Here is a 13,344-nt window from a genome sequence, read left to right as displayed (position 1 = left end):
AGATGCAACAGGCGATCAACCAGGCGTCCCCGCAGCACGGCCGCAGATCAGATCACCGTAGCCACGGCCACCGACCTTTCAGGGCAGCCATGACATCGCGGGACATCGGCAAAGCGACGGGCCGGCCGCCGATCAAGCGACCATTACAGACATCCGCTTAAGGTGAGTCCGTTCCGTGATTCACCGGTACGGCATGTGATACAGCACAACGTAAGTCGTCTCACCCTCGAATCGGGGAACCATCACCAAGATCTTGCGCCCACCGATGTATTGCTCGCAGGCCCCAAAATCGAAGCGATCCACGGTGATATCCGCGGCTTTGAGTAAGTCACCGTCGATGGTCCCACCAAGCAACGGCGGATGGTCGAAGTCCTTGTATTTGACGGTACTGCACGTTTGATCGATCACCTCGGCGCGGGGAGCGACGAAGCTCACCACTGCTTTCGCTCGGAAGTCCTCCAGCGGCGGCTTGACCACCCGCACCTGTTCAGCGTGCGTCGGCAGCGTAAGGCCGAACGACCCCATCACCTCGCGGGCATCGTCGATCGGTGACAAGCTCGGAGTGGAGGTTGTCGTTGCCGCGACGGGCTCACGATCGACTGGGCTACAGCCCGCCAGAGCCATGCAGCAGATCAGCAGAATGCCGGCCAGTGCTCTAGTTGCCACTGTGGACACCGGTGCTTCCGTACATGGTGAACTCCTTTGCCCAGCCGATCATGTGGAAGCGGCCCAACTGGTTGTCGCTGATCGGCACACCAGCGATCGGCGTGGCTTTCTGCACGTCCCAGTTGTACCGATCCCTCATGTTCAGATCGGCATCCATCGAATAGGTCCACTGCCCGCCCGGTTGAGTCGGCGGGTACACCGTCACTTCTCCACCCAGGTTGTAATCGAAGTTGCCGATCGCCAGATACCAGTTCCGGTCCGACTGCGGAATCGCGTTGCCGATCCAGTCGGTATTGACAGGGAACGTCAACGGTCCGGTAGCACCCGACGCCTGCGCCTGGTTTATCGCGCTCGCCCCCAACTCCTGCATCCGCGTGTCAACCGATTCCCGGAAGCTGGGCAGGTCGTTGAGCATCTTGCCGACATCCTGTTCCAACGGTGCACCGCTGACACCGAAATAGTGGGACATATTGCGTTCCGCTTCGGGCCACACCGACGCGATTCCTTCACGGACCGCATCGATTTCCCACTTGTCGAGCTGGTCAGACGGGAGCCGCGACTCCCACGTACCGAACGTGGCGTCGCCACCGGAGCCGACATCCTTGGGTGTCCACGCCGGCGGCTTGGGCCGCTCTGACAGCGACTCGCCCGGCACCGGGGGCCCAAGCCCGCTTGGGCCGTAGTGCTCACCGCCCGGCGTACCGCCGGACACCGGCGTGCCGGGAGGCGGCCACGTGCCGGGTTCGGCGACCTCGCTGCGCGGTTCGGCAACGCGTTCCATCGCCTCATCTTTCGGCGACTTCTGTTCCTCGTTGTTGACGAACTGGATGCTGCCGTTGCTTCCACGAGTTTCGCCGTCGAACATGATCGTATCCAGCTCAGCGGCTTTGGCCGAGATGCGTTGCGCGATCAGCTTGTCCGTAGCCAGGAGTTGCTCGGCATGCCAGCGCATGTTCTCCGTGTGTTCGGAAGCCGCCGTGTAGCGGGACGACATCGTAGAGATATCGATCCGACGCGTATCGGTGGCTAAGAAGTTTTCTGCGACACGAAATCCGTCCGCTTCCGCTTCGGCGATCGCGTCCAATGCCGTGCGTTGGGCGGCGCGCAGATCGCTGACTCCGGCGAAGGCGATATCGGCGGCAGCGCTCAGGACTTCACCTTGTCGACCGACCACTGTGGTGTCCGCACTGACCCGCTCCCATGCGGCATCTTTGGCGCTGCCATGCCAGTCCGTGCCACCTGGGGTCGACACGCTCTGACGGTGCTGTTCGAACAGTTCCTCAGATTCGGAAGCGGATGCCCGCCATCGAGCGGCGGCTGCGTCCAAATGAGCGAAATCCCAGTTCTCGATTTGCGACCGCGTCAGCGCCGCATCTGATGCCGGGGCGGCGGGGCTCATACCCACCTCGTCAAATCACCCGCAGCGTCACCGTCGGTCGTGTAGTAACGCGCGCTGGCAGTTCGCATATCGTCAGCATGTCCGCGGACACGGCCAGCCTGGCGGGACCGCGCTGACGCAAGTGCACCGTCGAGCGCCGCGACAGCGAAGTGACTGGGCTGACCCGAGAACGCCGAGCCCTCAACCCCTGTGACCGAAAGCGCATCAGCGACCTCCGCACTCTGCGAGGCCGCGTTGTTAAGCCCCGCGCCATCCACCGAAAGCTCATGCACCACTGAATTTCCCCCTCACCACACAGCTCTGCAGACAACTGCTTCAACCGACCCTCAGCAACTTCTCAAATCCAGAGTATGCGACCAGTAGTACGTTCCTGACGACGCGCCAAGTCACTGCGCGCCCGCCCGCAGGCACACAGACGGCGGGCCGCCCTCACACGACAGCATCACCACCGAACACGAGCGAAAGTTCCCACCGCACCAAATCAATTGCCGCCCTCACGCGCAGGTCGTCCGGATCAAGCCCCTCAGCAAGCAACACCTGGCGGTCCTCGTCGTCCACAAAACGTTAGACGCACACCGAGCCCAACCGGTTCCATCGGAATTCCAGCCAGACATCCCATCCCGCGCCCACGGCGGCCACGATTCACACCTTATCGGGAACACCACCGCTACAGGCTGTCTCCGACTAGGCCCGGTTCGGACCCTTCATCTCATCGGGAACAATAGGGCACACCATTATCTGACCCCAGATAACACGCGGACGTGAACGCGTCCAGGACCGTGGCGTCGAGACGTTCTCGGCCACTACCGCACGGCACTGGTCCACGCTCGCGGGAGAACACCCGCCGACTGCTCGACAGCGACCACCGTCACCGGTGGAACCTGCCGACACCAGGCGCGGTCCGCGGCATGACAGGTGCAGCCCCACAAAGGCCGCGTGACCTAGAACGATGAACTGCCATGGAATTAGAAACTGTGGAACACCAGAGTTAGTGCAGGGCACCCGTACTCACCGAGTAGCACAGTGGCCCTTGACCACTCTCCCCGACATCACTGACGTAGAGGTAGCTTCCCGGTGCCGGCTTCAACTGGCCTTCGGACGCTCGATCCATTTCGGCATTCTGTCTCTCGGCTGCCTTACTTGCACGCAGCTGCGCCGACACCGCGTCCGCCGGTGTCGCAAAGCAGTGGATCCCGAAGTTCGCCAGATCCAGTAGGTCGCGAATTGGGTCATTCGGTTGCTCAATTGCTGAGCCCCCCGCCCCTTCATGAGAGGCGCTATCGCTGCTTGTAACGTCGGCTGTAGGTTCGCGCCGTCCGCCTTCGCACCCAGCCACTGCGAGGAGGCACAACATTACCCACAACACCCGCGTGTAGGTTCTCATCGCAGTTGCTATGGGCATGATGGGCTTTCTCACTTCCATGTCGTTGCTCGTTGCTCAACGTAGTCAACGGAGCCCAGTTTCCCAATCTTGCCCACTGCTAGCCCAGGCGCCGGCACTCAAAGACGCGCGGACCATCGCGCATCATCTCCAACAGGGTCAGTTGGTCCTCGATGTCCGGCCTGTCCTCGGTTAAATACTCGGGGGATACACCGAAAAATTCGGCGATGGCTACCAGCTCAGGTCGACTGGGCGTCGACCCCGCTCCTGACCGCAGCCGACCTAGATAAGCCGGATCGATCGCGACACCCGTCCGCTCTACGATCCCTGCCGCTGCAGCTTCAGTCGACATGGCGGGCTCATTCCGGCGGTGCATGACCTCAAAGAGGCGGTTGATCTTGCCCGACAAGGCTTGCATGTGCACCTCTAATTTCCTCGATCGTTGAGCTCGATCCGATTTCGGTCTCCTCTGGTGGGTGTCCGGCGGTTAGCGAGGCGATTGCGCTGCCAATGTCCGATTCGGTGGAGGGAGCTGTATCTTCGAGCAGCCGCGTCACCGACGCCGCAATGTCACGTGCGGTGATGGTCGTGAGCATGGTGTCGTCGACGTCCTCGATGTCACCGCCATGGTCTTCAATGAGCCGCTCAGCCAGTGCTTCGAAGGATGCTTCGACGACGTTCCGCACGAATCGACCATTTCCGGCGACGTCCAGGGCTGGACGCAGTTTGCCTGGCTTCCCGTTGGATTCGACACTGGGCCATTTCTGAGGCTCCAGATACGCACACACCGCTTTCAGGATGCCGATGGCCTCCTCGTCGATCGCCGACTCATTGTCGGTAACCATCGACGCGGCGATGTCCCCCAATTCCTCGGGACTGTAGGAGGGGAAGTTGATCCTGCGGCGGAACCGGCTGGCAAGACCATCATTGGACTCCAGGAGTCGGTCCAGCTCACTCATATAGCCAGCGATGATGACCACAAACTTGTCCCGGTCGTTCTCCATACGGGCCAGCAGCGTGTCGATGGCCTCCTGACCGAACGCATCCCCGCCAGACAACCCTTCCTGGATCAGGCTGTACGCCTCGTCGATGAACAGAATGCCGCCCATAGCCTCATCGATCTTGGCTTCGGTCTTCGGCGCTGTCTGACCCAGATGTGTAGCGACCAAATCAGCGCGCCTGGCCTCAACGACAGTCGGCTTCTCCAAAATGCCTAAACCGCAATAGATGTAGGCCACCACTCGTGCGATCGTCGTCTTCCCTGTTCCGGGTGGTCCGCCGAACACCATATGATGGCTGCGAACGATCGGCGAACGCCCACGCTGCACCCGGACCGCGTTGATCTTCTCGGTGGCTTTCAGTGTCTGGATTTGGCGTTTGACGTCGTGCAGCCCAATCTGCTTGTCCAACATCTTTTCTGCCTCGGCGAGCAGATCAGCGTGCTGCTCAGCTGCCACCATTTCCGGTGTGGTTTCCGTGCTGGGATCCCACGGGTCAGTGCGCCCCTCGATCATCTCCGGAGTAGTCAGACTCAGTTGCCGGCGCGGATCGTCGAGTGCTTCGCGGGCCGGGGCGAATTGAGGATCACGCGCATACACCCGGCGCAGCAACTGACTGGCGTCGTCCTGCCTGCCCAGGTGGCGCAGGCACATCCCCTGCGTGTACAGGGCGATGGTCGCCGCATGCGGCACCACGTCGTCGTCAATGGCGCCTTGGGCACGGCGAAACGCATCCTCGAACACACCAAGGCTGGCCAGCGCCGTGGTGGCCATTGCCGCCGCAACTGCCCCGTATGCCGGTATCCGCCACACCTTGTCCGCAGGAAACAAACGATGCACATCCGCCCATCTACCGGCCCGGAAATGCAGCACCCCAAGGGCATACGTGACAAGGTCCGCGTCGAACGCATCGCTGGGCGCCAGCGCCGAGAGCACCTTGTCGGCGTCGGCGTAGCGCCCGCTGCGACTCAGCACTGTCCCGTAGGCCGCGCCCAACGAATCCGGCGAGGTGATCTGCACATTCAGGAACAGGCCGTCGAAAACCTTGGGCACAAATTTTGATGGCACCACGCCGAGTCGGCGGATCTCCCAGCCGAACGTGTCCCGAGCGTTCCACGCCCCGTACAGAACCTTGACGGAGTCTTCTCCGGTCAGAATGCGGCCCAGCCAGGCATCACACATCGACGGATCTTTGTCGGTCGCAAACCGAAACGAGCGGGTCGCGTCCTCAGCGTTGTCGCTGGGCATCATAGTGTTCACGCCGATCCCCGACGCGAGCATTCCGCGGATCAGCGCCTGGCGGGCAGCGTCGGTTGATGATGTCGCGTTCACACTGGTCATCGGCCCTCTTCGTCGTCTGTTGGTGTTGTCAGGCCACCCGGCCACGCGCCTGCGTCCGGATCAGATCCCGTTCGGCGCTCAAATCGATTCTCTCCCGATAGGTGAACGCGGCCGTCCGGATGCCGCACGTGTTCGGAGAATCGTGATCTTGCTCCATGTGGACATCGGCGACACTGGTAGAACGGGCAGGCACCAGGCGAACAGTGATCGCAGCACGCGGACCCGCCGCCGCCCGCGACGCACTGGCAGGCGCGCTGGCCCGGGGATCGTCATAGATGACCATCGCCCCTTCGCCGTTGTCGGGCAGGGTTGGAGGAAGCCCCGGCACGATGTGCAGACCCGCACCCGCGGCCGGGCGCCACACCTGCGGCCGCGACGACCGCACGATCACGTGATATCCAATGGCCGCGTGACACATGGCCAGCTGGATGAGCAGTGCTACCTCGCCGGCCACCGTCACTGTCGACGTCGCCCCCGGTACCGAGCTGGCCAGGTTCAGCAGCAACGGATGACCGTTCATGGTCGACCCGATGATGACCCCGTTCGACCCGATCGGAGCCAACAAGTTCTCCCCTGCCTCCAGCACCCGATGGGGAGCCAGTAGCGCTGGGGTGGCCGCGTCGGCCAGCCCAGCGCGGAACCCCAAGTCATGACGGCCCGAGAGCGGATTGAGACCTAACACCGGTGGCTCATGCAGCGGACCTCCAGTGGCGTAACGCACCAGCAGTCCAACCCGGGTGGTGCCGTCCGAACCGGCCCGTAACTGCAGCGCTGTCGCGGTGTGATCGCAATCAGGCACCCACACCCGATCCAGAGTGCTGGTGGTGATGTCCTCGGGTGACACCCAGTACGTGGTCACCACGCCGCCACCGTGGCGTAGGCCGCCCCACAGTTGATGAGCCGGTTCGGTGACCCCCAGGCTCAGCTCGTCATCGATCGTGGCCAGCTCGGCGGAATCGACAACCCGAGAGGAACACTGCCGGGCCGTCAGCTCCGCAGCCAGCCGTTGGGCACAGGCAGTCACCGTGTCTGCCACCGAGTCGCGCGACAACACAGCGGCCACGTTGTCCTGACTGTTCATCCGCAACACACACAGCGTGCGGCGGGTGCCCATAGCGCCATGGTCCCCCACCCGCCGCGAATACGTTGCCGCATAGTGATGATGCCCATTGGCAGCGCGGCGACGGCCCCGGCTGAGCACGTCGATGCCGGACAGCCGCACGTCGAACTGCCGCAGCGCATCAGCGATCACCGCGATGGGAAGGCCGGCCGGCGACACCACCCGTTGATGGTCAAGCGAGGCAGGGACATGGGAGGGCCCATCCACCGCCACGACCGCAATGGCCTCGTCACCGTGTCCGCGTACCGCCGAGGTGACGATCGGCCATCGGCCGGCGTGATCGACGGCCGGCGCCAGTGCAAGCAGGCCGTGTGCTCGGCGGCGCAGCAGCCGGATTCCCAGTGTCAGTAGGTGTTCACGCCGCCAGGTCAGCACGCCCAGTCCCACCACCAACACCACGACCACCGCCGACACCGCTATCGCGGCCGGGCCGACCAAGGTAGCCGATGCGATCGCCAGCACAGCTACAGCCGCCATGAACGTCACCGACAGCCGCAGCCAACGGGCCTGGACCCCCAGTGCAGCCATGGGTTTCACTGCTGCCTCCTCGATCGGATCGCGTTGAGTCCCACAGTGATCACGCAGAGTGCGCCGATGGCGCAGAGCCCACCCAGCGACCACCACACCGGTGTCATGTTCCGCGCAGGAACCGGCGCGGGCAGAATCAGCGGCGACGAAAGACGTTCCTCGCCAACCGGATCGCCATCGGCCCCGCTGTAGGTCAGCGCGGCGACCGGGTCGACGATGCCATGACCGATCTGGTTATCGACACCGCTGGCCGGTGGCCGTGCGGTGTTGATCAGCCGGTTGATCACCTGATGCGCGGTCAGCTGCGGATATTTCGCTCTCACCAGCGCGGCGACGCCCGTGACGATCGCCGCGGAGAACGACGTGCCGGCCGGAGCGACCATCTTGTTGTCGCGTCCTTCGGTAGCGTTGATCAGACCGTCATCGCGCGGTGAAAGGCTCACCATGTCTGTGCCCGGCGCTGCGATGCCCACCCATGGGCCCGACATGCTCAGATCCCTGAGCGGGTTGCCGTTGGAGTCGACTGCGCCGACGGTGAGCACATACTTGTCGAACCACGCCGGGGTGACCACCGTGCTGACCTGGCCCCACCCGCGTGGGTCGTCCGGCTTCAGTGGATCCGGTGCGGGGTTCTGACTGCAGTCACTGTTTCCGCTGTCGCCGGCATTGCCGGCGGCCGCAACGATCACGGCGTTGCGTTCGACCGCGGCGTACCGCAGCGCCGCCCCCAGCTGGGCCTGGTCGATCACGTTCAGTGCGCTCATGCAGGACACCTCGCTGATGTTGATTACCTGGGCTCCCATATCGGCGGCGTGTCGTACTGCCAATGCCATCGACTTGATATCGCCCGACTTGCGCCGCGTCACCGGATCTTGGTTGCCGAAGGCATCTTTGGGACTGAATGCCTTCGACGACTGCCGGATGCTGATCAGCTCAACATCGGGCGCAACCCCGGAGAACCCGTCGGCAGGCGGTCCCGCCGGGGGTGGTGGCGGTGCTGGTGGTTCGGCGGGAACGTCCACCCCGTCGCCGGGCGTCTGCGGAATCTGCCAGCGGTTGCCCACCAGTTGCGTGTGCACTGTGGTGCTGGTGGGCTGCCACGAGGCCGGCGCCCCGCCTGGCTCGGGTGGGGGTGGGCTCCCCGGAGCGGGCGGCGGCGGTACCTGGACGATCACTGTTTGAGGCGGCGGGGGTGGTGGTGGCGGTGGCGGAGCCTCACTGCTGGGCACCGTCTCTGGTCGCCGGGACTCCCGCGGCGGGGGCAGCGGGGTCTTTCCGTCCAGCGGATAGGCGGCGATCAGCGACGCCACCCAGGTGCCGTGCGCATCACAGTCCGAGAGCCCGTCACCGCCCTCGACCACATAGTCGCCGCCCCCTGCAAGGTTGGGCAAGCGCGGATGCGGGCTCACACCGGTGTCGATCAAGGCGACCTTGACACCCGCGCCGCGGCCCCAACGCCACGCCTCGGGCAGATTCAGCATGTCCATGTATTTCGGCTGCACCCGGTAGTCCGTATTGGGCAGGGTGTCCACCCGGGTGCAATACGCGCCCTGGCGCATCGGCTCAAGCGGCGCCGGCGGACTGTCCGCAGGCAACGCCGCGGGGTCGACTGTCGGCTCCTCGATCGCCGCCGCCGGCACGGCGCCCCACAACGTCGACGTCGCGACCAAGCTCACCGTCGCCAGCCCCGCCAGCGCCCGATACACACCGCCGGTCATGAGCGGTACCGGATCGCGGCGAACACATCCATAACCCAGAACGACAGCGGGAACACCGCCGTCAACAACAGGTACTCGACAATCTCGACGGCCTGTTTGAACACCGGGGTGTACACCGAGCGCGGCACAACCACGGCCGCGATCAGCCCGCATGCCGGCACCGCGACCAGCATTGCGGATCCGATCGTCAGCGCCGGCAACGACCACAGCCCTACGACATACCGCACCGCCACGGTCTCGGCGATCGTCACCGCGACCACCGCGAGGATGGCCGACTGCCACCGATCGGTGTAGGACCGGCCAAACAGCAGGACCGCGCTCGCGACCACGGCCGCCAACGACACCATCAGCCATCGGCGCGAGGCGTGCGGGTTGCACAGTCCCACACAACTGACGATCAGCAGAATGCCCCATGCCGACAGCAGCCCTGTCATGTAGGCGTGGGCACGTGCGCGGCCCAGTTCCACACGCCGCAGCGATTCGGCACCCTCCAAGGTCAATGACTCACCGGAGGCCACCACCACCTCGCTGGGCAGATACGGTCGGGTCTCAAAGACGAACGGGCGGCCCGGCGGCGGCATCACCGGCAACTGAATCGCCGCCGATGCAGCGCGCGCGATCGATGGCGTCAGTTTCAGTCCGACCATCGCCACCAGTAGCAAACAGGTCAGCAGCGTCACCGCCGAGGTGACCAGGACCATTCGCGCGACGCCCGTGACGATTACGGCGGCACCGAGGGTGATCACCGCGGTGCACAGTGCGATGTGGCGGCCGGTGTAGCGAGCGATCATCCCCGCGGCCGCGACGAGGACACCGGCACCCAGCCCGGCATTGGGAGCACCCAGCGGACCCGGGATGGCCATCGCAGCCCCCAATGCGACGGCTGCGGCCCCCACGAGCCGCAGAACATCACCAACGGCGATTTCTGCGGCCAGTTCCTCTTGCGCGGCTTTGTTTTCCGCTGCGCCGCCGGCTACGTCACGCTGATTCCAGGCCGTCCGCATCGCCACCACCGTCGAGGCGACGAGCAGACCCAATCCCACCACCGCGGCGATCACCGCGGCAGCGAGTCCTTCGTGCCCGTAACGCCAACGCAGCAACAGCGCCAGCATCAGCCCGACCCCGACGGCCAACATTCCCACCCCGATGCGCGCGGCAGCAGTCGGTGTGATCGCCGGCCAGCGCTTGCGGAACTCCGCAGCCACCAATGTGGTCACATTCTCGATCACCGGCGTGCGGGCTTCGGTGTCCTCGACGAACCGCAGCCACAGCTTGCTTCCGTCCACCACCCCCTGCTCCGCCAGTGAACGAGCCTTGTGCAGCGGCGTGCCGTCCACCCAGCACAACGCCCACCGGCCACGCGCCGGCTTGGTCTTCTCGTGGTCGAGGTACCCGCCGGAAAGCTCCAGCTGCGGTCGCCCGATTTCCTCAAACCGCATGTTGGCAAGGTCCACCAGTGCCGAAACCTGCTGCGACACTTTCGCTACCGCGTCTAGAACGACACCGATCTGAACGCCGTCCACCATCAGCCCGACACGTACGCGGCTGTACTGCTGCGACGAAGACACGGCAGCCGCCGCACTCTTGTCTTCGCGGTCAGCGTCGTCGGCCTGCCGATCAGCGACCGCCGTCATCGCGGGCTCACCCCACCAGGAGTCGGAAATCCTTCAGACAACCACGCCGCGATCTCAATGAACGCCAACTGAGTCGCCCGCGCCAGAGCATCGAAATCCAGCACCGCCCCGTCGCGCAAGTGCTTATCGAACGGCACCGTTTTCACCGCCCCGACCCGCGGTTCGAACGACTGCCGCACCGCTGTCAGGAATTTCGGGTTCGCACAATCGAACAGGTCATTGAGCACCACCACCGACCGGCGCAGCAGATCGTGGGCCCTGTTGGCAGCCAGCCAGTCGAGCGTCTTCTCAGCGGCGCTGGCACCTTCAAAGTTCGATCCACCCACGATCACCAACGCATTCGCTGACCGCAACACAGACCGCATCACCGCGTGCTCGATACCCTTGCCGCAGTCCAACAGTGCCAGCGGGTAAAACCGTTGTGTGCGTTGCAGTGTGTGCTCGAACAACTCCGGAGACAACATCACTGGGTCGCCCACATTCTGGTTGCCGCCCAGCACTTCAAGACCCTGTGGATTCTGACCGGTGTGCTTTCGGGACTGCGGGTACGTGGTGACCAGCGCGTCGGAGATGTAGTCGCGGATCGCTGATGTCGCTCTGGGGTCCACCACCCGGCTCAACGACCCGTAGGTGGGGTCAACATCCACCGCGATCACCGGTTCGTTGCGGTGCAGCTTGAACACTGTGCCGATCCCGGCCGTCAGGCGCGTCTTGCCGACTCCACCGCCGACCGAGAGCACTGCCACCTGATAGTTTCCGGGAATGTTGCTGCCGATCTGGGCGATCTGTTCGCGCAGCTTTCGTTCGGCGGGCCCGGCGCCGAGGTTGACCGTGTGTCCGGTGACCGCATAAACGGCTTTGCGCCAACCCATCTCAGCAGGAACGCGGCGCTTGGCGGCCAGTTCATCATGGCGCAGGTGCTTGGTCGACTCGCCGGCCCAGGCCGGGTCAAGCGCCCCGTTAGCACCGTATGCCCAGTTCGATGACACTCGCAGCGGTGCCGCGCTCTCCTGCTGAGTGCCGGGCCGCGTCACCGCGACCCCGTGTGGGTTCTCGAACGGTTGTCGTGCCTGCCATCCACCCGTATTCGCCGCGTGGTGGTTACCGCGACCGTTGGACGGCGGCTCCTGCTGGAATTGCGCTTGCTGGTAGTCGGAATACCCCTGTGGGACAGTTCCGTTGGGTGGTCGCCCGTTGCCCACCGGCGGCGTCGTGTCCCCCCGCCTGTGCCGCTCAATCACCTCAGACTCTGCGGCCGAACGTGGCCGCACGATCGTCGGCTCGTCAATCCGGGCGGCTGCGCTGCTCACCTCCGGCTCCGGTTGCACCACAGGTTCGGCGATGACCGCCTCCTGCACATCCTCAATGCCGGACTTGTCCTCGGCGGCGCTGGCCTGTCCCGGCGAATCGTTGAGATACCGGGCCTGGAAATCATGATTGTCCATTGTTTTTAAATCCCAACCCAAAATTGTGCTTCATTCTGACGGGCTCTGATCCCAATCCTATGACCCGCTATTACCGGCTTGCGACGGTCAAACGTGATCTTCCGAGAATTATTTTGCGGGCTCAGATACCACCGGAAATCGCACGCTTTGCTCACCCCCGCTTGTAGGTCTCCCACGACCGCACCCCCACACTGTCGAGCATCGCCGTGATGCCCTGTTCGACCACTTTGGCTCGGCCTGGCGCGATCGCCTGCCAATCCTGCGTGGACCCACGCATCCGACCCATCTGATACAACACGACCCGGCCCGCTGCCGTATCGCGCACATTCACCGCCGACGTGCTGTACAACACGTCGGTATCCCGGTGCGCCCGCGCGTACATCACCGCCTCCGCCACGGGACTGTCGAGCACCTCAGCCAGCTCAGCGATGTCGGCCGACCGCACCCCCAGCTTCCGCAGCCCGCTGTTGCGCACCGGTGACTGCTCATCGGTCTGTGCACGGTCGGCGGCCACCGTCATGATCTCCTCGAGCGGCACATTGACCGCACTGATGCGGGACGGCTCGCACGGATGCAGCGCGTCGATCAGGCCCAGCAACCTGGCCGTCAGCCACGAGGTTCCGCCGCCCTGTATGTCATCAATGGTGATCTCGTCGCCGCCACGCACTGCCGACACCCACCGACCATCGCGGCGAGCCAGCACCACCCGCAGCTGCCCCTCCGGGATCGACCGCCAGGTGCTCGGGTCCGCCAAATCGGGCATCGACGGTGCCAACGGACCGATACCGGCGTGAATGGCCACCTCAACGTCGGGCGCTGCCAGGATGTCGAGACGGCGGGCCAGGCCCTCGATAATGCGGCCGTCGCGGCCCACCACGCCTTGTTCACGCAGCGCCGCCATACCGGGGTGGGTTCCGATCCAGTCGTCGGTCCGCGCCGCCCCATAGGGCACGGCAACCAAATCCGGTGCCAGCGTGGGGATTCCCATGATCGCCTGCAACAGCCACAGGCCGGCCAGATTCACGGTCACATCGGCGATGTTGTCCTCAGGTGTGGTCACCATGGTCTGCCCCTCACATGTCCGATTCATTGTTTTGATACAGCAAAGCGGCGA

At 64.3% G+C, this 13,344-nt stretch carries 10 protein-coding genes; all 10 read right to left on the bottom strand.

Annotation, left to right across the window (positions count from 1 at the left end; genetic code table 11):
* Positions 1 to 180 precede the first annotated feature (180 nt).
* The 10 genes from ACNQR1_RS36885 to ACNQR1_RS36840 all read right to left on the bottom strand — a co-directional run bounded on the left by ACNQR1_RS36885 (position 181) and on the right by ACNQR1_RS36840 (position 13,293).
* Positions 181 to 675: a hypothetical protein gene (locus ACNQR1_RS36885; RefSeq protein ID WP_418050653.1), complete on the bottom strand. Its 495-nt coding sequence runs from the start codon at positions 673 to 675 to the stop codon at positions 181 to 183.
* Positions 656 to 2,065, bottom strand: a complete 1,410-nt coding sequence (locus tag ACNQR1_RS36880) for a hypothetical protein (RefSeq protein WP_418050652.1) — start codon at positions 2,063 to 2,065, stop codon at positions 656 to 658. Before ACNQR1_RS36880 ends, ACNQR1_RS36885 begins: the two co-directional genes overlap by 20 nt.
* Positions 2,066 to 2,494: 429 nt before the next feature.
* Positions 2,495 to 2,623: a hypothetical protein gene (locus ACNQR1_RS36875; RefSeq protein ID WP_346418049.1), complete on the bottom strand. Its 129-nt coding sequence runs from the start codon at positions 2,621 to 2,623 to the stop codon at positions 2,495 to 2,497.
* Positions 2,624 to 3,546: 923 nt separating this feature from the next.
* Positions 3,547 to 3,864, bottom strand: coding sequence for a helix-turn-helix domain-containing protein (locus ACNQR1_RS36870; protein WP_368569566.1), 318 nt, complete (start codon positions 3,862 to 3,864; stop codon positions 3,547 to 3,549).
* On the bottom strand, positions 3,827 to 5,785 hold the full coding sequence (gene eccA / locus ACNQR1_RS36865) for a type VII secretion AAA-ATPase EccA (RefSeq protein WP_368569568.1): 1,959 nt from the start codon (positions 5,783 to 5,785) through the stop codon (positions 3,827 to 3,829). Before eccA ends, ACNQR1_RS36870 begins: the two co-directional genes overlap by 38 nt.
* Before the next feature lie 28 nt (positions 5,786 to 5,813).
* Positions 5,814 to 7,433, bottom strand: coding sequence for a type VII secretion protein EccE (gene eccE, locus ACNQR1_RS36860; protein WP_368569571.1), 1,620 nt, complete (start codon positions 7,431 to 7,433; stop codon positions 5,814 to 5,816).
* A 5-nt stretch (positions 7,434 to 7,438) separates the two neighbouring features.
* Complete coding sequence (mycP, locus tag ACNQR1_RS36855) at positions 7,439 to 9,151, bottom strand: type VII secretion-associated serine protease mycosin (RefSeq protein WP_418011059.1); 1,713 nt, start codon at positions 9,149 to 9,151, stop codon at positions 7,439 to 7,441.
* On the bottom strand, positions 9,148 to 10,785 hold the full coding sequence (eccD, locus tag ACNQR1_RS36850; protein WP_368569893.1) for a type VII secretion integral membrane protein EccD: 1,638 nt from the start codon (positions 10,783 to 10,785) through the stop codon (positions 9,148 to 9,150). Before eccD ends, mycP begins: the two co-directional genes overlap by 4 nt.
* Positions 10,782 to 12,230: a MinD/ParA family protein gene (locus ACNQR1_RS36845; protein ID WP_368569894.1), complete on the bottom strand. Its 1,449-nt coding sequence runs from the start codon at positions 12,228 to 12,230 to the stop codon at positions 10,782 to 10,784. Before ACNQR1_RS36845 ends, eccD begins: the two co-directional genes overlap by 4 nt.
* Before the next feature lie 151 nt (positions 12,231 to 12,381).
* The gene (locus tag ACNQR1_RS36840; RefSeq protein ID WP_368569895.1) at positions 12,382 to 13,293 is read right to left on the bottom strand and encodes an ESX secretion-associated protein EspG; all 912 of its coding nucleotides are present in this window, start codon (positions 13,291 to 13,293) and stop codon (positions 12,382 to 12,384) included.
* Positions 13,294 to 13,344 lie beyond the last annotated feature (51 nt).

Source organism: Mycobacterium sp. 48b (assembly GCF_048282725.1).
In the GTDB taxonomy this organism is placed as follows: domain Bacteria; phylum Actinomycetota; class Actinomycetes; order Mycobacteriales; family Mycobacteriaceae; genus Mycobacterium.
This window is presented reverse-complemented; position numbering and strand designations above follow the sequence as displayed.